At 67.5% G+C, this 23,011-nt stretch carries 19 protein-coding genes; 5 read left to right on the top strand and 14 right to left on the bottom strand.

The window, feature by feature from the left end; genetic code table 11:
• Nucleotides 1-64: 64 nt before the first annotated feature.
• From QHF89_RS16835 to QHF89_RS16855, 5 genes are all read right to left on the bottom strand, one after another.
• Nucleotides 65-2,425, bottom strand: coding sequence for a glycoside hydrolase family 9 protein (locus tag QHF89_RS16835; RefSeq protein WP_136973310.1), 2,361 nt, complete (start codon nt 2,423-2,425; stop codon nt 65-67).
• A 26-nt stretch (nt 2,426-2,451) separates the two neighbouring features.
• Nucleotides 2,452-3,210: a CIA30 family protein gene (locus QHF89_RS16840; protein ID WP_136973309.1), complete on the bottom strand. Its 759-nt coding sequence runs from the start codon at nt 3,208-3,210 to the stop codon at nt 2,452-2,454.
• An 8-nt stretch (nt 3,211-3,218) separates the two neighbouring features.
• A complete protein-coding gene (locus tag QHF89_RS16845) occupies nt 3,219-4,910 on the bottom strand; it encodes a hypothetical protein (protein ID WP_136973308.1) in 1,692 nt (563 codons plus the stop codon).
• A 49-nt stretch (nt 4,911-4,959) separates the two neighbouring features.
• The gene (locus QHF89_RS16850) at nt 4,960-6,540 is read right to left on the bottom strand and encodes a hypothetical protein (RefSeq protein WP_136973307.1); all 1,581 of its coding nucleotides are present in this window, start codon (nt 6,538-6,540) and stop codon (nt 4,960-4,962) included.
• A 173-nt stretch (nt 6,541-6,713) separates the two neighbouring features.
• On the bottom strand, nt 6,714-8,627 hold the full coding sequence (locus QHF89_RS16855; RefSeq protein ID WP_284720585.1) for a hypothetical protein: 1,914 nt from the start codon (nt 8,625-8,627) through the stop codon (nt 6,714-6,716).
• 263 nt (nt 8,628-8,890) lie between these two features.
• Here QHF89_RS16855 and QHF89_RS16860 point away from each other — a divergent pair, with 263 nt between their 5' ends.
• From QHF89_RS16860 to QHF89_RS16875, 4 genes are all read left to right on the top strand, one after another.
• Nucleotides 8,891-9,898: a glycoside hydrolase family 6 protein gene (locus QHF89_RS16860; protein WP_136973305.1), complete on the top strand. Its 1,008-nt coding sequence runs from the start codon at nt 8,891-8,893 to the stop codon at nt 9,896-9,898.
• A gap of 49 nt (nt 9,899-9,947) precedes the next feature.
• Entirely contained in the window at nt 9,948-11,291 is a 1,344-nt protein-coding gene (locus QHF89_RS16865; RefSeq protein ID WP_136973304.1) for an MFS transporter, read from the top strand.
• A 43-nt stretch (nt 11,292-11,334) separates the two neighbouring features.
• Nucleotides 11,335-13,119, top strand: a complete 1,785-nt coding sequence (locus QHF89_RS16870) for a GAF domain-containing hybrid sensor histidine kinase/response regulator (RefSeq protein WP_136973303.1) — start codon at nt 11,335-11,337, stop codon at nt 13,117-13,119.
• Between the two features lie 373 nt (nt 13,120-13,492).
• Nucleotides 13,493-13,939 (top strand): hypothetical protein, encoded by a 447-nt coding sequence (locus QHF89_RS16875; RefSeq protein WP_136936568.1) that lies wholly within the window; start codon nt 13,493-13,495, stop codon nt 13,937-13,939.
• A gap of 93 nt (nt 13,940-14,032) precedes the next feature.
• Here the strand turns inward: QHF89_RS16875 and QHF89_RS16880 are convergent, their stop codons facing one another.
• Nucleotides 14,033-14,443, bottom strand: a complete 411-nt coding sequence (locus QHF89_RS16880) for a hypothetical protein (protein ID WP_136972984.1) — start codon at nt 14,441-14,443, stop codon at nt 14,033-14,035.
• Nucleotides 14,444-14,796: 353 nt separating this feature from the next.
• On the opposite strand from QHF89_RS16880, the gene QHF89_RS16885 reads away from it, so the two are divergent.
• Nucleotides 14,797-16,086, top strand: coding sequence for a hypothetical protein (locus tag QHF89_RS16885; RefSeq protein WP_136972985.1), 1,290 nt, complete (start codon nt 14,797-14,799; stop codon nt 16,084-16,086).
• A gap of 24 nt (nt 16,087-16,110) precedes the next feature.
• Here QHF89_RS16885 and QHF89_RS16890 read toward each other — a convergent pair whose 3' ends face one another.
• From QHF89_RS16890 to QHF89_RS16925, 8 genes are all read right to left on the bottom strand, one after another.
• On the bottom strand, nt 16,111-17,220 hold the full coding sequence (locus QHF89_RS16890) for a serine/threonine-protein kinase (protein WP_136972986.1): 1,110 nt from the start codon (nt 17,218-17,220) through the stop codon (nt 16,111-16,113).
• 61 nt (nt 17,221-17,281) lie between these two features.
• Entirely contained in the window at nt 17,282-17,710 is a 429-nt protein-coding gene (locus QHF89_RS16895; protein WP_136972987.1) for an STAS/SEC14 domain-containing protein, read from the bottom strand.
• A gap of 65 nt (nt 17,711-17,775) precedes the next feature.
• Nucleotides 17,776-18,108, bottom strand: coding sequence for a GlsB/YeaQ/YmgE family stress response membrane protein (locus QHF89_RS16900; protein ID WP_211365650.1), 333 nt, complete (start codon nt 18,106-18,108; stop codon nt 17,776-17,778).
• 96 nt (nt 18,109-18,204) lie between these two features.
• On the bottom strand, nt 18,205-19,212 hold the full coding sequence (locus QHF89_RS16905; protein WP_136972988.1) for an alpha/beta hydrolase: 1,008 nt from the start codon (nt 19,210-19,212) through the stop codon (nt 18,205-18,207).
• Between the two features lie 95 nt (nt 19,213-19,307).
• On the bottom strand, nt 19,308-20,051 hold the full coding sequence (gene pstB / locus QHF89_RS16910) for a phosphate ABC transporter ATP-binding protein PstB (protein ID WP_342763962.1): 744 nt from the start codon (nt 20,049-20,051) through the stop codon (nt 19,308-19,310).
• A gap of 8 nt (nt 20,052-20,059) precedes the next feature.
• Nucleotides 20,060-20,956, bottom strand: a complete 897-nt coding sequence (pstA, locus tag QHF89_RS16915) for a phosphate ABC transporter permease PstA (protein ID WP_136972990.1) — start codon at nt 20,954-20,956, stop codon at nt 20,060-20,062.
• A complete protein-coding gene (gene pstC, locus QHF89_RS16920) occupies nt 20,953-21,915 on the bottom strand; it encodes a phosphate ABC transporter permease subunit PstC (protein WP_136972991.1) in 963 nt (320 codons plus the stop codon). The genes pstA and pstC overlap by 4 nt, the downstream gene beginning before the upstream one ends.
• On the bottom strand, nt 21,912-22,757 hold the full coding sequence (locus QHF89_RS16925; protein WP_136972992.1) for a PstS family phosphate ABC transporter substrate-binding protein: 846 nt from the start codon (nt 22,755-22,757) through the stop codon (nt 21,912-21,914). Before QHF89_RS16925 ends, pstC begins: the two co-directional genes overlap by 4 nt.
• Nucleotides 22,758-23,011: the final 254 nt, after the last annotated feature.

Consider the following 23,011-nt stretch of genomic DNA (forward strand, 5'->3'; position numbering starts at 1 on the left):
GAGTCGCGGCGCGACCACAATGAGCCGCGCGCGATTCCGCTTTCGCTTCATTCGTTCGAGGAGATTAGAGTCGACCTTTTTCGTCGAGGAATGCTGCGATCCAGGCGAGGGGCGCATTCCAGTTGATGGTGATCTCGTTCAAACCCCAGGCCTCGATGTGGTCGACGAAGCACTTTTGCGGCGCGCAGCCGGCGAGCCCTGCGGCCTGGCCGTAGGGATCGTCGAGCCCGGAGTTCGGGCCGCCCGAGACTGCGCCGGGCGGCGCCGTCGGGAACTTCGCGTCGACCTGGTTCGCCCAGAATCGATGGTGCGGGTTCTTGAGCGGATTCGACCCGAAGCCGCTCACGTACGACTGCACCATCGGGTTCTTGCCGAGGATGTAATCCATCCCCTCGACCGCGCCGCCGAGGTACTTCGGCTTGCCCGTGAAATCGTGCGAGAGCGCGAGGATCACGAGGTTGTTCAGCAGGAACGAGTTCGAGCCCCAGGGGTACTTTTTCGACCCGCCCGCCTTGAAGGGCAAACGATATCCCTCGGCGTCGAGGATGCCGAGGTACGCGTCCGCGGCCGCGACGACGCTCGATCGCATGGCCGCGACGAGATCCTTGTCGAGCTTGTTCGGGACGACGGCGAGCGAAATGGTGCCGAGCGCCTGCGTCATCTGCCATGTCATGGACGTCGACGAGCCGCTGCCCGTGAGCGCGCCGGTCTGCGGGACGGCCATGTAATGCTTCGACTTCGTGAGGGCCGTCTGGTACTCCTCCTTGCCCGTCGTGATGAAGAGCTCGGCCGCGGCCCAGTAAAACTCATCGCTCACGTCGATGTCGTCGTACGGCCCGCCGCCCTGGTTGTCGCTCGGCGGCGCATAGACCGCCGGGTTCGCCTTCGCCGCCGCCCAGGCCTTCTCCGCGGCGGCCAAGGTCTTCTCCGCGAACGCCGGATCGAGCGTCTTCCAGATGCGCGCCGCCTGCGCCGCGTTCGCCGCGAGGTTCAAGGTCGCCGCGGTGCTCGGCGGACGCAAGAACCGCTTCATGTTGGCCTCGTGCGGCGCGAGCCCGAGCCCGGTCCATTTCTCGTCGTGGACCTTGTGGTGCACCATGCCCGCGCGCGGCTGGCCCTCCGGCACCTGCATCTTGAGCATCCACTCGAGCTCGTACCGCGCCTCGTCGAGGATGTCGGGGACCCCGTTCTTGTTCTCGGGGATCGCGAGCTTGCCGTCCCCGAAATCGGCCGAGCTCGTGCCGATGTGTTTCGCCCGCTCGTACTGCGCGAGCATCGTCCAGACCGAGATGCCCCCGTTGACCACGTATTTGCCGTGATCGCCGGCGTCGTACCAGCCGCCGGACACGTCGAGCGAATACGAGCAGCCCGTCCCCGGCGCGCACGGCACGCTCTTGTCGCTCGTGTGCCCCGCGGGCCGAGCCCATTTCTCCTCGCCCGCGTACGGCATGGCGATCGGCATGCCGCTGCGGTTGTGGTAGAAATAAGCGAGCGCGTCGTACTTGAGCTTTCCGTAGAGATCCTTCCGGACGTTGAAAGGAAAACTCGTCTCGCCCTCGACGCGCAGCTCGTACTTGTCTCCGACCTTCGCGAACGAGGTGAAATCCACGACGTGGACGTGCTCGCCGGACGCGGGATCGTCGCCGAAGACCGCCGTCGTCCCCTTGGCCACCGACTCCTTGCCCTCCCGGACGATCTCCCAGGCGAGGGGCTTGTTCGGCGTGGCCTTCACGATCGCCTTCTTCACGAGCCCCGGGAAATACCCGACCTGGTTGACCCGCACCTTGGGCAATTTCACCTGCGGCGGCGGCGGCGGCGCCTTGAAATCAGGGTCGTCCAGATGAATGTCGTCCAGGCAAATCGTCACGCCCCCCTCGGCGGCGAGGTTCCCGCCCATGTGAAAGGCGAGCTCCGCCGTCGGATCGTCGTCCCTGCTCATGGCGAACGCGCCCTCGAAGCGCTGCGGCTTCGTTTTCAGCTCGATCGTGCTCGACCAGTACTCGGCGTAAGGCGGCCCGGCCATGCCCACCTTCGGGCGGACGCGCATGGGCTTGCTCGCCCACGCCTTGAAGCGCACGGTGTACGTGTGGCCGCGCTTGACGACCATCTCGCGATGGCGGACCTGCGCATCCCACGGGTTCACGCCCTTCTCGTCGATCTTCAGGCAAAACGCGCCGTTCTCGACGGCCGCCTTCCCCGCCGCGGGCGCGGTGAACGACGTCGTCCACGGCAGGCTCGTGCCGTCCTCGAAATCGCTGTTCTTGAGCAGGTTGTTGCCGCCCTGCGGCGCCACCTGCGGCCCATTCGCCACGGGCGTGGGGCCCGGATCGCTGGGCGCGTTCGGGTCCGGCGAAGCGGCGCCGGGCGCGCAGCCCGAGAGCAGGAGGGAAAGGCAGAGCGTGCTCGATGAGGTCGCGTTGCGCATGACAAACCTCGCGGAACGTCCCCGCATCACGGGCACCCGGTGAACTGCACGTCGTCGATGTAAATGTCGTAGTCGGCCCCAGGCGTATTCACCTGCCACTGCACGCCGAACATCTTCGCGCGCTCGGGCGCGCCGGGGCGAGGCTGGCCCCACCCGGCCTGCTGCTGCGCCGCGCCGAACAGGACGAAGTACTGGGTCCACGTCGTCGTGAGCTGGATGTCCATGCCGAAGTCGTTGAAGCACTCCGTGCAGACCTTGCCCTCCGGATCCGTGTTCGTGTCCGGCAATTTCACGCGCACGGCGCCCGCCGAGTTCTCCCCGCGCTTCGCCCAGAACGAGATGCCCTTGTACTGCGAGATGTCGGCCGGCGCCTTCGGATCGACGAAGTTGAAGCCCATGCCCGCGAAGACGGTGCCCGATCCGCCGATCTTGCCGTTCATGCGCGCCGCGCTCTGCGAGCCGTTCGCACCGCCGGGGCTCATCGAAAACGTGCCGCCCAGCGCGCCCGCCTGCGGCGTGATCGTCGAGCCGGCCTGGTCGGCAAACGTGTACCAGTAGCCGCCGCGGCCCTTGTGCAGCGCGATCTGGTTGTTGTTGTCCTCGCCGTCGTCGAGCAGGCCATCGGCCGGACAAGCCTTGGCGTCCGGCAAGTTCGCGGCGCCCGTGCTGGCGTCCGCGCCCGCGCCTCCGCCGCCCGGCTGGCGGGGGATGCACCCGGAGATCGCCGGCGCGAACGCGCAGAGCGCGACGAAGGCCCCCACCGTGTATGTCATCGCCTTGTTCATGTTCGCCTTCACCACCAGATCGAGGCCTGGAGCCGGATGACATTGAGATCGGGGCGCGTCGCCGGCGCGCCGCGGTTGCCCGGATCCTGGTTCGTCGTCGTCGCGCCGAAGCCGTCGGGCAGCGTGGGCGCCGCCGGCGGCTGCGTGCAGAGCAGCGGCTCGGCCGTATTGCCGCACTCGCGCTGGTTGAAGAAGTAACGCGAATACTGGAGCGCGATCTCCTCGTGCGCGAGCCAGTCCGAGCGGAAGACGATCCGCGGCGAGAGGATCGCGAACGACTGCTCGGGGATCCTGGAGTTCGGCTGCAAGCGGTCGAAGCGCATGCCGAGCCCGAACCACGATTTGATGCGGCCGTTGAGGTCGAAGCCGTACTTGAGCTTCCGGACGCCGTCCATGTCGGGGTCGTCGCTCGAGATGAAGTTCACCATGGTGAAGGCCGCGATCTTGAGGTCGGGCCCTTCGCCCCAGTACCGCTGCCCCGGCGTCTTCATGTTCGTGAGGATGTTGGCGATGCTGAGCTCGTATTGCGCGAGCAGCGTGTTCACCGCGCCGTTGCCGTTGCTCTGGCGCGTCGGACCGTCGAGGTAGTTGCTCGTGATGCCGAGCGCGAACTCGCCGCCGCCGTTCGCGTGGATCACCTCGACCGCGGGCCCGACCACGCGCGCGTTCTCCGCGGAGATGTGGGAAAACCCTGCGTAGAGATACCCGTACATGTTCGCGTCGACGCGCACGTCCGCGCCGATCACGCTCATGTTGCCGTTCGGCACGTTCGTCAGGGCCGAGCCGGGCCGATCCTCCTCCTGCGCCCAGGTGTAGAAATGGTGCAAGGAGAGGTCGACCGTCTTTTTCCAGCTCACGCCGGCGTGAAGGTGATTGACGAGCGTGAAGCGGGCGTCGTTGTAGATGCTCGGGTTCGGGCGCCGCACGCCGAAGCCCTGCTCGCCCCACAACGTCCAGTCGGCGACGTCGATCTCCATGCGGAGCGTCTCGCCTAGGGTATGCGTGCGGCCGAAGAGGAACGTGTCGTAATACCCGGCGTCGTACCGGCCCGCCATGCCATAACGGCCCCAGAAGCTGCCGACCTTGGCCTCCAGCCGGACGTTCTGCCACGGCAGCTCCGGCGTCAGCGTCACCCAGCCCTGGGCAATGCCGAACTGCGCGAGGTTCTCCTTCCACGCGGCGTCCGTGAAGTTGAAGGCGAGGATGCCCGCCGTGGCCTTGGCCCACCCCTTCGAGTAGCTGAAGTAGAGCTCGGCCCAGTCGCGCGCCTGGTGGCCGGTGTATTGCCAGTTCAGGTATTGATCGTCCGGCACGACGGGCGCGTGCAGGGTCGTCCGGCTCTGATCCGGCAGGGGGTTGTCGCGGGCGCCCATGCCGATTCGCATCGGGGCGCGGAAGTAGCCGTGGAAATCGAACCCTTCGGCCTTGTTCCCGGCATTGCCTCCGGAGCCCGTGACCACGGGGCTCGAATTGCCGAAGCTCGGCGGCGGGCCCTGGGGCGTCTGGACATCGGGGACGGCCGGTTTTTGCGCCGTCTGCGCAGGCGCGGGCTTCGCAGGCGCGGCCGCCGCGCCCCCCGCGCTCGTGTTTTGCATCTGCACCGGGGCGTCCTCTTCGGCAGCCTTCGGATCCCCCTGCGCCAGCGCCGGGAGGGGCGCGAGCACACCACAGAGCACCATGGTCAACGAGGACAAACGCATCGGAGCTCCTCTCACCACCTCTGGAAATACATCTTTGAACACCGGCCGATCAGAAGCCGTGTGAATACCCGAACGTGGCGCTGAGCGCGGTGCCCGAAGCGCCGAAGAGCTGGATCAACCGGACCTCCGCGAGAGGTCCCGTATTCGGCCGAATCGCGTACATCGCGCCGCCGCCTGCCGCGATGAAGACGAGCCCGGACTTTTTCCACGCGTCGAGGACGAGCCTCTTGTCCGCGACGAAGTCCTGCTCCGTATTGTACACCGTGACCTTGACCGAGGCGTCGACCTGCGCGAGCCCGCCGCCGAGCGTCACGAAGGGCCGGAAGCCCGCGCTTCCGAACGGATCGGCGCCGAACCAGTAGGCCGCGCGCGCCTCGGCGTGAATGGGGACGAACGCCGCGCCGCCCGGCGCCTGCGGCCCGCCGCGGAACACGAACCCGGCACGCAGCCCGGCCGTGAAGTTTTTCCCGAAGACCCGCTCGTACCCCACGAAGATCCGCGTCGTCGCGGCCGCGAGGCCCCCGGCGAGCTCGCCGCCGGATTTGGCGTACGGGATGGCCTCGTAGTAATCATCGCCCGAAAAGCAGGTATACTCGTTGCCGCCGGAGCACGTCCCCGTCGTGCCCGAGAGCCCCAGGAAATCCTGCTGGAGGCCGAGGGTCACCCAGTTTTTCCGGGCGAGGGACGGCGCCTCCGGCGGTTTGTCGCAGACCTCCCCCTCCGGACACGTCTTTTCCTCGCCCGGCTTGGGACACCCGAGGAGCCCCGGCGGGCAATCCGCCGCCTCGGAGCAGCGCGCGGGCGGCGGTTTGCCCGGCAAGCTCGGCGACGCTCCCTCGATCTGGAGCTTGATCTCGACGTTCAGCGGCTCTTTTCGGGTGCCGGCGAAAGCGACGGCGTTGTTGTCCTTGTCGAAGGCCTGGATGAAATACTTGAGCTGCCCGGTCACGCTCCCGACGTCGAGGCAGGGGACCTCGGCTCCATACCCCTTCTCGACCTTCTGCATCTCCAGCGTCTTCCACGCCGATGCACCAAAAGGCCGGTACTGGAGCACGACCTTGGTGACTTCCACGCCATCCGGCAGCTCCGTATAAAGCGGGACCGGCGTCATCACGGTCTGCTCCCGCGGAGGCGTATGCACGAGATCACCTTGCGCCGGTGCGGGCGCGACAGGCCCTGGGGCCGGCGTCGGACTCGGGGAAGCTTCGGGCGTACCGCCGATGCCGGCCGCCGCCTTTGCGTCCTTGAAGACGGTCTCGATCTCCTCGGAGGTGAGATCCGGATCGAGCGTGATGTCGGGATCGGCCTTGAGCGCCGCGACGAACTCGGCCTTGCCGTCCTCGACCTTGTTCATCCCGCCGGCATAAACGACGCCGAGATCCCGGTGCAGCCGCGCCACGACCTTGTTCGAACAGGACTTCGGGCCGCAGAGAGTGAGCGCTTGCTTGAGCTTTTTTTCTGCCTCGGCGAACTTGGTGCCGAGGTAATCTGCCTCGATTGCTTTTTTCGCTAGATCGAGCGCGGCGTCGTCATTCGGCTCCGCGTTGGCCACCTGCGCGGCAGCGATGACCAAATGGAAAAATGCAACGGACGCGGCGCGCGGGAGCGCTCCGGAGAAGCGGCGGTCCATGAATTGGGGACCTTACACCAGATCCGGAAACTCTGACAACCACCCGTATGCGGGTGACCAACAAAAACATGACGGGGAGGGCGCGCGGGCGCGCGTGGAGCGGAGGGTTTTACCCGCACCCGAAAGTTTTACCTCGGATGCGGGCAAAACCCCGAAGCCGTCTCCTTATTGTATTACTTGGGGGGAGGGGGCGGCGGGATGTCGAAGATGTCCCAGGCCGGCGTCAGGTTGCTGGTCTTCGGATCCTGGTTCCAGATGTAGACGGCCGGGTACGTCTCGTAGTTGCCCTGCGCGTCGCGCACGATGGCCGTCATGTAGAGCTGCGAGGAGCGCGTGTCCGGCGGGCTGTACTGGTTCGGCGGCACGATGAACGCGCCCGGGTAATCCCGCGCCGACGAGAAGATGAGCCAGTAGTAGGTCTTGCCGTTCGGCACGCCCCCGAGCACCGTGGGCGACCATTTGGCCCAGCTATTGATGACGCCCGGGCTCGTCTGGCCCGTGCAAGCCGGCGGATCGTTCGCCGCGAGGCGGATTGGCGACCCGCCGTTCGACGGGACGACGTACACCTCGCCGTCGGGACGATAGTAGATTTTTCCGCTCGTGTTGCCCGCGCGGTTGTACGCGATGAGCTTGTCGTCCGCGGAGAACGACGGGTAATACTCGGACACCCCCGGCGTCGCCGCGCCCTGGACCGGCGCGACAGCGCCGCCCTGGCGGTTGTTGTAGGGGACCGTCTTGATATCGGTCTCGACATTGTCGGCGATGCGGCCGTCCTGGGATTTTCCTGCCGACGTGTACACGATCGTTTGACCGTCGTGGCTCCAGTTCGGGGCGACGATGCCCTGTGACTCGCCACTCGTCTGGAGGAAGCCCCACGCCGTGCCCTGCACGCCCTTGATGGCGTCGTTCGTCGGCCCGCTTTGCCCCTCGGTCCAGGGAATGCTCGCGTTCGTCTCGAGGTCGAACCACGCGAGCCGGTCGGAGCCATAACCGGTGCTGTCGGTGAAGCCGATGTCGACGTTCCGGTTCGCGTAGGGCGTGAGCGCGATGCGATTGCCGGGGCCCCAGATCGCCTTGGAGAACGTCATCATTCCGAGCCACGGCTGGCTCAAGAGCCGCTGCGCGCCCGCGGTGAAGTACGTCGGCACCTCGCCCGCCTTGCCCTCCTTGATGGTGCTGACGACGTTGTTCCAGGGCCAGTGATCGGTGAACCCGACCTCCTCGCCGGAGGGCGTCGAGACGTGGCAACCAATGCACTGCGCGCGCCCCTGCGGGACGCCCTTGGGATCGGTGTACTTGCCGCGCAGCTCGCGCCCGCCCTCGGAGAGGATGTTGCCCTGCTGGACCTGCGGCACCGTCAGCGCGTCGATCGTGGTCTCGTCGCCGACATAGAAGCCGACGAGCTTGCTCGTCGTCGGCGTGACCTCGGACGAAGTCGCCGCCCAGTACACCATCGATCCGCCCGCCGTGACGGGCGCGATCGTGAACGTGCCCGTCGCGCCCGTGGGTGTGCCGGGGTTCTGCGAGTTCACGCCGCGGATGGTCACCTGAATTTCTTGATCGATGGCGCCACCCTTGACACCGATGGCCTCCCAGATCTCCTTGGGCATGGCCCAGACCGGGCTCACCGAGTAGGCGACGAGCTCGTTCGTCTGGTTTGCCGCCTTGAGGCGGATCTCGAAGAGGTTCTCGTTGTTCGCGGGTTTGACGCGGAACCGGACGCGCAGCCAGTTTGCCGGGAACAACGCGCCGTGTTTGCCCGAGTCGCCGAGGTGCGGCTCGACGATGCAGAGCCCCGGCGTGTAATTGTCGGGCGCGCCGAAGAGCTCGGGGGCGTTCGAGGGAGCGACACCGTCGAAGATCGGCTCGGCGGGGAAATCGTCGCAGTTCGCCTTGCAGTTGGCGTTCACGATCACGTCGCCGCCGACCGGCGTGCCGCCCGCTGCGCCCATCCCGCCCGTGGGGTTGAAGATATCGCCGCCGGCTCCGCCTTGGCCTCCCGATGCGCCTGCGCCGCCCGTACCTCCCGCGGGCGTCTTGTCGCCCCCGCCGCCTGCCGAACACCCGACGGCCATCCCGACGGCCATGACGATGCCCAAGATGAAGGATGCCCCTATGACTCGCATCGCTCGCCTCCTGATAAAAAAGATCGTGGTCGGGGAGAAGATTCTCACGGAGCGCCCCGCGGCTCCACGAGTTTTTTCGCGGAGCCGCGCGCCGCTCTCGTCATTCCCAGCGGCGGAGAAAAATCCATCCGCGCGACAATCGATGGAACAGGGGCGTGCCATCCCGTGCCAGGGGCACGACACGACCGTTGCTTTCGAAGCTTGAACAGCACTACACGATAAGGATGGATCGGCGTCGTCGTGTCCTCCCCTGGGTCGTCGCCTCGGCGGCGCTCCTCTGCGCGTGTATCCCGAGGCCTGAGGCGGGCACGCCGGACGGGCGCGGGAGCGCGGCGTTGCCTGCGCCCGGGGAAAACCCGTTCCCCGGAGGTCGCCTTTTCGTCGACCCGGGCTCCAACGCGCGCCGGCAGGTCGAGGCGTGGCGGGACGCCCGCCCCGCGGACGCGGCCATGATCGAAAAAATCGCCCGTGAGCCGCAGTCGTTCTGGTTCGGCGACTGGAACCAGGACGTCACGGCGGACGTGGACTGGCGTGTCTCGGCGATCGATCACGCGGGCGCGATCGCGCTGCTCGTCGCGTACGACATCCCGTACCGGGACTGTGGCAATCACTCGGCGGGCGGGGCCTCGGCCGCGGAAGCATACAAGGCCTGGATCCGGGCGTTCGCCCGCGGGATCGGCGCGCGTCGCGCCGCCGTGATTCTGGAGCCGGACGCGCTCGGGCTCTTGAAAGACTGCCTCACGCCCGCGCAACAAGAGGAGAGGCTCGCGCTCCTCAGGGACGCGGTGACCGTCCTCGGGCAGAGCGGCGCGGTCTCCGTGTACATCGACGCGGGCAACGCGAAATGGCAACCCCCGCCCGTGATGGCCGAGCGCCTGCGCGCCGCGGGGATCGCCGGCGCGCGCGGGTTCGCCCTGAACGTCTCCAATTTCGTGACCACCGAGGAGAGCGTCGCGTACGGCAAGGAAATTTCGACGCTGCTCTCCGGCAAGCCCTTCGTCGTCGACACGAGCCGGAACGGGAACGGGCCGACAAAGGAGCTGCAATGGTGCAACCCCGATGGACGCGCGCTCGGCCGTCCGCCCTCGGCCGAGACGGGGGACCCGCTCGTGGATGCCTATCTGTGGATCAAGCTCCCCGGCGAATCGGACGGGGCCTGCAACGGCGGGCCCCGCGCCGGGGAGTGGTGGCCCGAGTATGCCCTCGGGCTCGCGCAGCGCGCCAAACCCTGAGCGTCGTTTTTCCAGAGACAGGGGCCGGTCCTTTTCGTAGCATCGCGCCATGACCGACCTCTCCGCGGCGCCGGCGAGCGCCGAGGCCACGCCTTCGAATGCAAAGAGGCGGCACCCGATGTTGTGGGTGCCTTCGCTCTACGTCGCGATGGGCACGCCGATGATCACGGTCTCCGTGGTCGCGGCCATCATGTACAAGAACCTCGGCCTCTCGAATACGGACATCACGCTCTACACGAGCTCGATGTACCTGCCGTGGGTCATCAAGCCGCTCTGGTCCCCTGTGGTGGAGATGTTCAGGACCAAGCGGTTTTTTGTGCTCTGTATGGAATTCCTCATGATGGTCACGCTCGGCTGCGTGGCGCTCTCGCTCTCGCTCCCGAGTTATCTCGGTCCGACGCTCGCCTTTTTTTGGATCACGGGTTTCGCCTCGGCGACGCAGGACATTGCCGCGGACGGCATCTACATCAGCTCGATGTCGGAGACCGATCAGGCGAAATACGCCGGGGTTCAGGGGCTCGCCTGGAACGTCGGCCGCCTCATCGCCTCCGGTCTGCTCGTGACCTTCACGGGCTGGCTGCACAACGGGCTCGGGCTCGACTGGGCGAAAGCCTGGATGGTGGTGATGGGCTTGCTCGCCGCGCTGATGGGTATCTCCGGCGTTTGGCACATCAACGTCCTGCCCACCGGCGGCAAGGCGGAGGACGCGCCGAGCGGAATCGGGGACGCGGCGCGGACCTTCGGCGACGCATTCGCGAGCTTCTTCAAGAAGAAGAACATCGTGATGATGCTGCTCGTCGTCTTCTTTTATCGGTTCGGCGAGGGGCTCATCGAGAAGATCGGGCCCCTGTTCATGCTCGACGCGCGCGAGGTGGGAGGCCTCGGGCTCGACAACGAGGCGCTCGGCAACATCAACGGCACGTTCGGCACGGGCGGCTTCATCGTCGGGGCGCTGCTCGGCGGGCTCTTCTGCGGGCGGCTCGGGCTCAAGCGCTCGTTCGTGCTCCTCGCGCTCGCCCTCAACGTCCCCCACCTGACGTACTTCTACCTGAGCCACGCCCGTCCCGAGGATCTCTGGCTCATCACGGCCGTCGTGACGATCGAGAAATTCGGCTATGGGTTCGGCTCGGTCGGGCACATGGTCTACATGATGCAGCAGCTCGCGCCCGGGCCGTACAAGACCGCCCACTACGCCTTCGCGACCGGCATCATGGGCCTCAGCATGATGTTCACCGGGATGATCAGCGGCCCCATTCAAGAGGCCGTGGGGCACGCGCATTTCTTCACGATCGTGCTCTTCGCGTCCATCCCGCCCGTGTTCTTCGCGTTCCTCGCGCCCTTCGCGGTGACCCCCGACGAGTCCAAGGGCGGAGGCCTCCCCGCGGGGCATTGACGCCGGAGGCCTTTCGCGCATTGCATAGGAGGGGGAGGGGGACATGCAGCACGACGACCACGACCATCCGGCTCGCGAGGGCGCGCGCATCGACCGGCTGCGCATGCTGGCCGAGCTCGCCCGCATCTTCGCCGCGACGACGAACGATTACAAACGCCTCATGCACACGGTCGTCGAGGAGACCGGGCGGCTCATGGACGCATATTGCGTGCTCGGGCTCGTGTCGGAGGACGGCGCGTGGTGGGACGTGGCCGCAGAGTTCGCCCCGAATCCCGAGACCCTCACGACCATCGTCGCGCTGATGGGCTCGCGGCGTATGTCGCGGGACGAGGGGGGATTCGCTCCCACCGTGATCCGGACGCGGCAGCCCCTCGTCATGCACCATCCGCTCCCCGCGTCGTGGACGGCAGAGCTCCGGCCGGAGCTCGCCCATCTCCTCGAGCACATCGGATTCCGGAGCGTCGTATGTGTCCCGCTCCAGGTCCGAGGCACGATCCTCGGGACGCTCACCCTCCTGCGCCAGGGCGCGGCGATGGCTCCCTTCGCGCAGGGCGACGTCGACCTCCTGCTCGTGCTGGCCGATCTCGTCGCAATGACGATCGCGAACGCTCGTTTGCTCTCGGCCGTGCAATCCGAGCTCGCCGAGCACAAGCGCACGCGCGAGGTGCTCGAGCGCACCGAAGAAAAACTGCGGCAATCGCAAAAGATGGAGGCCGTCGGTCGCCTCGCCGGCGGCGTCGCGCACGACTTCAACAACATCCTGTCGGTGGTGCTCAGCTACAGCGATTTCCTCCTCGACGAGCTCCGCCCCGGCGAGCCGATGCGCGAGGAGGTCGAGCAAATCCGCCTCGCCGGCAAGCGCGCCGCCGACCTGACGCGGCAATTGCTCGCATTCAGCCGCCAGCAGATCCTCTCGCCCCGCGTGCTGAATCTCAACACCATCGTTTCGGGCATCGATCGGATGCTCCGCCGGCTCTTGCGCGAGGACATCGACCTGCGCACCGTGCTCTCACCGGACCTCCACCCATGTTTCGTGGATCCGGGGCAAATGGAGCAAATCCTCCTCAATCTCGTGGTGAATGCCCGCGACGCGATGCCAGAAGGCGGGCAGTTGACGATCGAGACAGCAAACACGGACCTCGACGAGGAATACGTCCGCGAACACCCCGAAGCGAACGTCGGGCCACACGTGGTGCTGTCGGTGAGCGACAACGGCGTGGGAATGGATCGAGCGACGCAGGCGCGGATGTTCGAGCCCTTCTTCACGACCAAACCCAAAGGCGTGGGCACGGGGCTCGGTTTGTCGATGGTCTACGGCATCGTCAAGCAGAGCGGCGGCTGCGTATGGGTCTACAGCGAGCCGGGGAAGGGGACGACGATCAAGGTCTATCTCCCGCGCGCCGGAGACGACGCCGTCGAAGCGCCCACAGCCGAGGCCCAGGAGAGTCGCGTGCGCGGGTCGGAGACGGTCCTGGTCGTCGAAGACGACCCGCAGGTCCGCATGCTGGTGCGCGGGATCCTGTCACGAGCCGGGTATCACGTCATCGAAGCAGCAAACGGCGGCGAAGCGCTGCTCGTATGCGAGCAACACGGCGCGACGATCCACCTGCTCTTGACGGACGTCGTCATGCCCAAAATGAGCGGCCGGCAGCTCGCCGAACGCCTACGAAACGTGCGCCCCGCCATGAAGGTGCTCTTCATGTCCGGCTACACCGAGAACGCGATCGTGCATCACGGCGTACTCGACTCAGGCATCAACTTCATCCCCAAGCCAATCACCCCCGAAGCGCTCCTCCGCAAAGTGCGCGAAGTGCTCGGGGGGTCGTAGTCGCTCCGGGGCGCTGCCCCGGTCCCCGCGGGGGGCTGTCCGCCCCCTCGACCCCGGACCAGCGAGGCGCTGGACCCAGGGTTGAAAAACTGCGCGGTGCGCAGTTTTTCAAACAGGCCGACGAAGAACCCAGGGTGCCAGCCGAACCCGCCACGCGGCTGGCTCGGTTGGCAGCGTCGCTGCCGGTCTTGACCGGGCCTGTTCGATGAACTGCGCATCGCGCAGTTCATCGAGCTTGGGTCCAGCCCCTGGCTGGTCCGGGTCCCGGGGCGGACAGCCCCGGGTGGGGCCTGGGGCAAAGCCCCAGCGCAGCGCCCCCCTCGGAGACGATCCTTGCCGTTCTCCGCCTGCCTCCGTTACCATCTGCCTCAAAATGTCCGCTGTCCGTGACGAGTCCTTTGCGATCATCGAGGAGCCCGACCTGGCCATTGCCCACTACGTCGGACACGTCACCGGCGACGACGTTCGGCGCTTGACTGCCATCCGGCGGCGTTTTTCCGACGGCAAGCCCTACGTGTTTTTGATCATCGACCTTCATCGGATGGTGCACCTCTCGTCGGAGGCGCGCCGTGTGGCGTCGGAGACGTCTGGTACGCCGGACGATGACGTGACGATTCATGGCGTTGCCATCGTTGGCGCCAGGTATCAATTTCGTGTCCTCGGCTCCATGCTGTTTCGTGCGATCCAGTTGCTCCGCCGCACGACTGGCTTCCCCGTCCGGTTTCTGGATACACATACCGAGGCCCGCGCCTGGTTCGAGGAACGACGGCGCGAGCTCGGCCTCCGGCGCCCCGGCGCAGTCGGCCCGCTCGATCCCTGAACGCAGGGCGAACCACGCGCGAGCACGGAAATGGGGGCACGCGGGGCGAACGATGCCCCGATGTCCCCACGGCCGTATGCGTTTCGTGTTGCTTCAGCTTCGGGGCGGCGGCATTGCGAAGGTCGCCGCGCGGTCGAGATCGTCGCCGGCGCCGATCTTGAATGTGCCGAGATCGATCTTGTTGCCGACGGGGTCGCCGTTCTCCTTCACGAGCACGATCGTCGCGTGATACTTGTCCACGGGCAGCTCGATGCTCGATTCGAACTGGCTGCAAGGCACGCGGATCTGCGCGACGAACTCCTCCTTGTCGTTGCGAATGTCGATCAGCGCGCCGGTCGCTTCGTACGCCACGCAGTAGTTCGCAGCTCGCTGGTTGCTGATGGTCCAGTTCACGGTCAAATGACCCGTGTCGCGCGCAGCCGAGCCTGCTTCCTCACCCGCGCAGCCAAAGAACAGGACAGAGGCAGCGCACACCGCGGCGTGAACCAGGTAGCGTCGGATCATGAGGCGATCTCCTTTCTCGCAGGCACGAAGGTCAGCAACACGAATGCCAACGGAACAGAAACCGCGCTGCACGGTCGCCCTTCGTCCCGGACCCACGACACGCTCCTATCCGAGCGAACGCGCCGAGCCTTGGGGCGAGCGGCCTCGGGCTCATCCACCGGGACATTCTCGGTTTGTTTGCCCCACTCTCTCGGTGCGTGAGACGTTCGGGCAGCAAGGAGCTTTGCGTGTCGACACGCCCGTCGGATCCGAGGAGACCACCGCACGCTGCCACGGTGGCGCAGCCGGCGCGGGCGCCGCACCCGGCGACCGTTGCGCAACCGAAGCGCTCTCCATGGGCGACGTGGCCGCCCATGGCCACGGTGGCGCAGCCGGCGCGGGCGCCGCACCCTGCGACCGTCGCGCAGCCGAAGCCCTCGGCGGCCGGCCCGGCGGGGGGGCCGCGGCCTCCGGCGGGCCCGCCGCAGCCGCATTCCCCCGGCCGGGCCTCGGTTCGATCGTTTCCGCGGGCCTCCGACGGGCGGACCGTGCAGCGCTACACGGGGTCGCCCTACGTGATGGACGGCTTCAATGATCGCACCTCCGATCGCGGGGGCATCGTCCTGTGGGACAAGAAGACCCTCTACGCCAGGGCAGAGCTCATCGAGTCCGCGAACATGGCGCTCGACGCCGTCAATGGCGGCAGGGGCTCGTACGTGCAGCTCGTGCCGACCGGCGCCGTGTACGGGGACGACCCGGATCTCCTCCAGGTGACGGTGCGCATGCGGCCCGGTCGGCACCAGTTGACCAAGGCATCGACCTACCATCGCGATCTGGCGATATTGAATGCACAGGACACGTCGAAGCACGTGAGCCACGCCGATTGCCACCTGAACAGCCAGACCGTCATGGGATCCGATGACCATCCCCTCGGCCTCGACGACAGTGAGCAGGTGGTGATCAAGGCGCCGGACAACAGCATGCGGCTGCTCCCGCCGGTCAACAAGACCGCGTACAAGGGGAACTCCGACGCGGGCGCCAACCGCGCGATGTATGCGACGCTCCTCTACGCGGTACCCGAGTTCGCCGCGATCCTCGAGGACCTCGCGAAGAACGAATCGAATGAGAGGAAGCGCGCTCGCTACCTCGGCCTGAAGGAAAGCATCGACCAGCTTCACGGGCGCACGCTCGACAAGGAGGTGATGTCGAAGTACGCGGCTATTTACCGGGCGATCTACGATCATTGGTATCTCTCGCGCCTGTTCGCGGAGACGTTTGCGGTCAATCAATACGCCAGCCCCTACGTCGGCGAGGCGCTGACCCAGGTGAACGACGAAGGGGAGAAGATCGCGGCCGACAGGGGCGGGGAGGTGGACCTCTGGAACTTCCACTGGGCGGGCGTGATCTTGCGCGACGGCACGGATTACGTGACGCTCGAGAACCTGTCCACCGAGTTCCTGAGCCACAAGAACGACAAATGGTACTTCGCCATGTACGGGGCCGGCGGCCAATCCTTTCACGCCCAGGCGAGCCGGGACTCGCATGTCGGAGCGCACCCCATCACCATGCGGATTCGCATGGTCCCGGTCGTACGCTCCACGAAGGCCGCGAAATCGGGCCCCAGCAAGCTCCAGCAGATGATGGAGAAGAACAAGCTGCTCTGAACGCTCGACGCAGCAGGAGAGCCATCACCTCCGAAGCAGCGCCAAGATCCCCACGATCCCAGCGAGGACGGCCGCGATCAGGACGGCGAGGACGATCCCGCGCCCCGGGGACCTCCGCCGCACCTCGGGCGTGCGTGGCTCCGCGGCGGCGCCTCCGCGGTTCGCTTCCGGCGCCTGCTCCTTCCGCGCGAGCGCCTCTCCCTTCGTGACCTCGTCCACCGGGACGAGCATCTCCTTCGTCAGGGCCGTGCCCTCGGGCAGGAGCGGCTCCAGCGCGGCGAGCAGCGCGCCGGCGTCCGGGTACCGGGCCTCCTTGCTCGCGGCCATCGCCCGCTCGACGAGGGCCCGGATCGCGGGCGGCACCCAGGGCGCCACGTCCGCGAGGGGGGGCGGGGGCCCGCTGACCAGCCGGTTCAGGAGCTCGAGCAGCGACTTCGCGTCCGCGTGCGGCGGCTTTCCCGCCAGCAAGGCGTACAGCGTCACGCCCATCGAATACACGTCGCTCCGCGTGTCGACGTGCTTGGCGCCTTCGAGCTGCTCGGGCGCCATGTAGAGCGGCGTCCCCACGACCTGGCCGCTGTCCGTCATCGACGTGGACGGCGCGGTGAGGCCCTTCGGCGCGCCTGCGGGGGCGCGGCGGATCTTGGCGACGCCGAAATCCAGCACCTTGACCACGAGGTCCCCTTCGTCCTTGCGCGCGGCGAGGAAGAGGTTCTGCGGCTTGACGTCGCGATGCACGACCCCCGCGGCGTGGGCCACGGCGAGCCCCTTGCACGCCTGCGCGGCGATGCGCAGCGCCACGTCCGGCGGCAGCGCGCCCACCCGATCGAGCAGCGCGCCGAGGTCCTCGCCCGCGAGCAGCTCCATCACCTGGTAAGGCACCTGCACGTCCGGGTCCTGCGCGAGCTCGAACAGGCGCGGCACGTGCGGCGATTCGAGCGCGCCCACGATGCGCGCTTCCTGCACGAAGCGGAGCAGATCGGGATCCCCCGCGGCGAAGGGACGCGCGTGCATCCATTTGATCGCGACCCGCTCCTGCCCGGAGAGCGCGCGCGCCTCGTAGACGGTCCCCATGCCACCGTGGCCGATGGCGCGGACGATCTCGAACCTTTCCTGGAGCTTACGGCCGATCAACCCCGGCAGGATAGGCGCACGTCCGGGGCGGGAGCAACCGGCTCCCGTGCCCCGCCTTCGTTCATTTCGGCGCGCGGAGGCGGGGGACCTGCGCGGCGAGGTAGCGGCGGCACTCGACCTCGCTCGCGTGGAAGGTGACCTCGATGGTCCGGCGCGACAGGGCCCGGACGCTGCGGCTCATGAGGTCCAGCGTGATGCGGAGGGAAAACGACGCGCCGTACACGGCCGCGGCGATCACCCCGGTGTGCGCCTTGATGAAGTCGGTGACGTGCTTGCGGGCGGGTGTGTTGAGGCCCCCCGCGTCCGTCATGTCGAGCAGGATCAGGAGGTAGCCGGACTCGTCGAGGGCCGCCTCGTAGACGCGGACCATCGCCTGCATCTCCGCGAGCGAGGTGTTGCCACGTATCACGAGATGGACGAGGGGCCCCTCACGCACCACCGCGTGGAGGCCCATCTCGACCGGCGGGTGCCCGGCGCGCTCGACCGTCATGCGGGCGCAACCATAGGCAAGGACCGGAGAAAAGTCGCGCCCGTCGCGCGTGGGTTTGGTGCGGGTCAGGTGCGCGCTTCCGGGCCACGCGGGCGGGGGCCGAAGCCGCGCTTCATGAGCATCTGCACCACGAGCGCCACGAGCACCGCGCCCAGGATCCCCGGGATGATGGGGATCCGCGCGATCGTGGGGCCCAGGTTGCCGAAGAGCAGGGAGCCGACCCAGCTCCCGAGCAAGCCTGCCACCATCGCGCCCGCCCAGCCATACGGCAGGCGGCCGGGCACGATTTGGTCGGCGATCCAGCCGACGACCGCGGCAATGGCCAAGGTGACGAGCACGCCGAGTACGCTGAACGTCGCCCAGATGCCGAGAACGAGCGCCGCGACGATCAGCAACATGACAATGAGGGCTCCAATAGGCATGGCGGCGCATCGGAGCAAGAGGTGGGCCGTCGTCCGTCGGGGCCGAGTGGGCGAGGCCTGTGCACGGCGGTGTCAGATCCGCGCGGCTTTGCCGAAGAAGTATTGGAAGGGGACGTGGCTGCGCGCGGCCCACGAGTCCTCGTTGTGGAGGGCGCCGGGGAAGGCGAAGTAGAGCAGGTCCTTGCCGAACTCGAAGCCCTTCGCGAGGAGCTGATCCCGCATGGCCGTGGTGCGCTCGTAGTTGTCGCGGGGCCAGCCGCTGTCGATGTAGAAGCGCACGTTTCGCTTGGGCTCGGACGCCACGCGCTCCATGAGATCGTCCTGGTAGCCGAACGTGCTCGAGAGGCAGGCGGCTTTGCCGAAGATGTGCGGGTAATGCCAGCCCAGGAAAAACGAGACCACGCCGCCGAGCGAGGAGCCCATGACGGCCGTGTTTTGCGGATCGGGCAGGGTGCGGAGGCGGGCGTCGATGAAGGGCTTGAGCTGGTTCACCATGAAGTCGCCGTACCGCTCGTAGCCCGGCTTCGTGTACTCGTACATCCGGTCCTTGGCGTAGACGCCGACGACGATGACCTTGTCGATGAGGTTCATCGAATGGAGCAGCTCGACGTTCTCGTCGACGCGCCACTCGTTGCCGCCGAAGGCCTCGTCGCCGAAGAAGAGGTTCGTCCCGTCGTGCATGTAGAGCACGGGATACCGCTTCACCGTGTTCTCGTCGTACCCCGGGGGGATGTAGACCCGGATGAGGTGGTTCGCCTCGGCGTCGCCCTCCGGCACGCGGACGATCGGGGAGAACGTGCCTTGCGCCGAGCAGAAGAAGTGCGGATAACACCGGCGGACCGAGGTGTCGGCCGTGGTGGCGAGGTAGTTGTCGCCCTGCGACCAGGTGAGCCCGCCGTCGATTTCGAGGCCGGGCTTGAAGTAGAAGTACTTCTGGTCGGATTCGATCACGAACTCCGTGATCGTTTGATCGTCGCTGACATACGTCGGCTCGACGGACCGATTCCAATCGAATTCCGTCCTGAGCACGACGCGCCCCCGCGTGATCGGGTAAAAGACCTGGATTTTGGCAGTCCCCATCGGCCGAGTATCGGCGAGCGGCGAGGGCGTGTAAACAGGTTCTTGGCTCGATCTCGTGCACGCCCGCGAGGCAGGGGGGGCCCCTCGGTCCGCCTTCAGCCGAAGTGGCCCCGCAGGTATTCCTGCGTGCGTGGCTCCCGAGGCGCCTCGAAGAGCTCCGACGTGGGAGCCACCTCGATCATTTCGCCGAGGTACAGGAACGCCGCCTGATCGCTGATCCGCCTTGCCTCCTGCATGGAGTGCGTGACGAGCACGATCGTGTATTTCTCCTTCAGCGTCACGATGAGCTCCTCGATCCGCGCCGTGGCAATGGGATCGAGGGCCGAGGCGGGCTCGTCCATGAGGAGCACCTCGGGGCGAACGGCCACGGCGCGCGCCACGCAGAGGCGCTGCTGTTGACCACCCGAGAGCTCGAGCGCGGATTCGTGCAATCGGTCCTTCACCTCGTCCCAGAGCGCGGCGGCTTCGAGCGATTCGCGCACGCAGCGCTCGAGGACGGCGCGATCCCGCTCGCCCGCCACGCGCAAGCCGTACGCCACGTTCTCGAAAATGGACTTCGGGAAGGGATTCGAACGCTGAAAGACCATCCCCACCTTCCGGCGCACCTCCACCGGGTCCACGTGCGGGGCGAAGATGTCCTCGCCGTCGAGGTAGACCTGGCCCGTCACCCGCACGCCCTCGCTGAGCTCGTGCATCCGGTTCAGCGTGCGTAGAAACGTACTCTTGCCGCAGCCGGACGGGCCAATCAGCGCGGTCACCCGGCGCTCGGGGATCGAGAGGGTGACCCCCTTCAGCGCCACCTTTTCGCGGTAATAGGTGGAGAGATCCCGCGTCTCGATCTTCGCCGTCATGAGCGTGTCCCCCGATGCGCCCTCGCCCGCAGGAGGAGCGCCGCAGCGTCGAGCACGAAGGTGAGCACGAGGAGCACGAGCACCGTGCCGAAGACCATCGCTCGTGCCCGGTCGACGTCCGGGGCCTGCGTGGCGAGGACGTAGACGTGATACCCGAGGTGCATGAACCCGTCCCGCACGTCGGTCGGGATCCGCGGGAGGTAATTGGCCACGCCCGTGAAAAGGATAGGCGCGACCTCCCCCGCGCCGCGGCTCACCGCGAGCACGACCCCCGTGAGAATGCCAGCGCGCGCGTAGGGCAAGACGACGCGCCCGATCGTCGTGAGTTGGGTCGCGCCGAGCGCATAAGAGGCCTCGCGTAGCTCGCGGGGGACGCGGCGGATGGCCTCCTCCGTGGTGACGATGACGACCGGCAACGTGAGCACCGCGAGGGTGAGCGACGACCAGAGGAGCGCGGGCCGGCCGAAGACGGGGGACGCCGCGTCCCGATAGAAGAGGCCGTCGATGCTCTTTCCCACGAAGAGCACGAAAAAACCGAGGCCAAAGAGCCCGAAGACGATGGAGGGCACGCCGGCGAGGATGCGCACGGCCGCGCGCACGGCCGCCGCGAACCGGGATCGCCGCGGCGCGTATTCGGCGAGGTAGACGGCCGTCGCCACCCCGACGGGCACGCCGGCCACGGTCATCAGCAGCGTGCACGCCGCGGTGCCGTAGATGGCCGGCATGACGCCGCCCGTGGCAAGGTCACTGGACGGAGCCTCGACCAGCATCCGCCACGAGAGCGCCCCTGCGCCCTCGACCACGACGAGCCCGAAGATCGCGAGGATGACGGCGAGCACCACGAAGAGCGCGAGGCCCGAAAGGAGGCGGAGGCTGCGGTCGCCGATGTTCATGCGCCCTCGTCCGTGGAAGGGTCGAGCCGGCGCGCGAGGCGCCGCACCACGATTCGGCCCACGGCGTCGAGCGCCCACGTGATGAGGAGCAGGATCATCCCGAGGAGGAAGAGCACGCGCCAGTGCTCGCTGCCGCGGGGGGACTCGCCGAGCTCCGCCGCGATGGTCGCGGTCAGGGTGCGCGCGCTCGACGTGGGCGAGGGGTCGAGCACGGCGGCATTGCCCGAGGCCATGAGTACGATCATCGTCTCGCCGATGGCCCGGCCAAACCCGAGCACCAACGCGGCCAGGATGCCCGGCAGCGCGGCGGGCAGGACCACGCGGGTCACGGTCTGGTAGCGGCGGGCGCCGAGGGCGAGCGAGGCCTCGCGGAGCGCGAGGGGCACGCCGTGGAGGGCGTCCTCCGCGACGGTGAAGATCACGGGCAGCACCGCGAGCGAGAGCGCGATCGCGGCGACGAGCGCGTTGAGGCGGTAGGTGCACCGGAGGACGTCCTGCGTCACGCCTGCGATGTAGGTCAGCGCGATGAAGCCGAGGACGACCGAGGGCACCCCCGCGACGAGCTCGATGATCGGCTTGATCCATGCGCGGCGCCGAGGCCGCATGAGCTCGGCGACGTAGATCGCTGCGAGGAGCGATAGGGGCGTGGAGATCGCCATCGCGAGCCCCGTGATTTTCAGCGTGCCCACGAACAGCGGCACCACGCCGTACTTCGGCGGATACCCCACGGGCTGCCACACGTAGACCGGATGGTCGTAATTGGGGTAGCGGTGCGGGGCCGCGAGCGCGAGGCCCTCGTGGCCGTCCCAGAACAAGGGCAAGGCCTCGCGGACCACGAAGACGAGGATCAGGGTGATGGCGCCAATCGCCGAGGCGGCCACGAGGGCGAGCGCGCGCTCGGCGATTCGCTCCCCGAGCGAACGGCGGAAGCGCCGGCGAGGCTTTCGGCTCGTGCTCATGGGGGGCTCCGCCACGCGAAAAAGCCCGCCTCCTCGGCGAGCGCCTGCGCCTCGGGGCCGACGAGGAAGCGCGCGAAGCCCTCGGCCTCGGGGTTCGCCGGCGCGCGGAGATAAACGAAGAGCGGGCGCGTCAGGGGATAACGGCCGGTGGTCGCCGCCTCGTGGTCGGGCGCGACGACGCTCCCGTCCGCGAGCCGGAGCGGGAGCACCTTCACGCCCCGGGCGCGGGCGATGCCGCCATACCCGATCGCCGCAGGGTCCCGGGCGACGGCTTGCACGACGGCCGCGGTGCCGGGCAGGCTTTGGGTCTCCGGCGCGAAGTCGCACTTTTGGAGGACATGCTCCTTGAAGAAGGCATACGTGCCCGAGCTCGACTCGCGCGAATAAAGGACGATGGGGCGATCGGCGCCGCCGAGCTCGCTCCAGCGCCGGATCTTGCCTGCGAATACGCCTCGGAGCGCATCGAGCGTGAGGGCGGACAGGGGATTCGATTCGTGGACGTAGATGGCGACCGCGTCGAGGGCCACGGGGATCTCGACGAGCTTCGCGCCGCTCCCCTCGATGCGGGCGCGCTCTTCGGGCGCGATGGGGCGGCTCGCCATGGCGAGGTCGGTGGTTCCGTTCATGAGCGCCGCGATGCCCGTGCCCGTGCCCCCGCCGGAGACCTCCACGACCACGTCCGGCTGGCTCGTCGTATAGGCCTCGGCCCAGCGCTGCATCAGCACGACGAGGGTGTCCGAGCCCCGGATCGTGATCCTCGCGCCTGCGCCGGGCGCGCCGCCATAACGTCCGCTGCACGCGAGGACGAGGAGCGCGGCCGGTAGGAGGTGCCACCCATTCACGACGAGACGTGTTTCACGCTGGACCGAACGAACCCATGAACCCCTCGTGACGCTTCGTTGTACGCCTCATGGCTCGCTTCCTTCGATGCGCGCGGGCAGGCGCGCGTCGCGCCGCGACGGCCGGGCTCAGGCGCTCTTTCCGGTGCTCGCTCCACGCGCCCGATCGGCTGCCGGCCGGCGGAGGGCCATGGCTCCTCTGTCCGGGGGGGTCCACCATGCGCGTCGGGATGTCCGGGGCGAGGTTCCAATTCACC

The sequence above is a fragment of the Polyangium sorediatum genome, from assembly GCF_029946465.1.
Taxonomy (GTDB): Bacteria; Myxococcota_A; Polyangia; order Polyangiales; family Polyangiaceae; genus Polyangium; species Polyangium fumosum.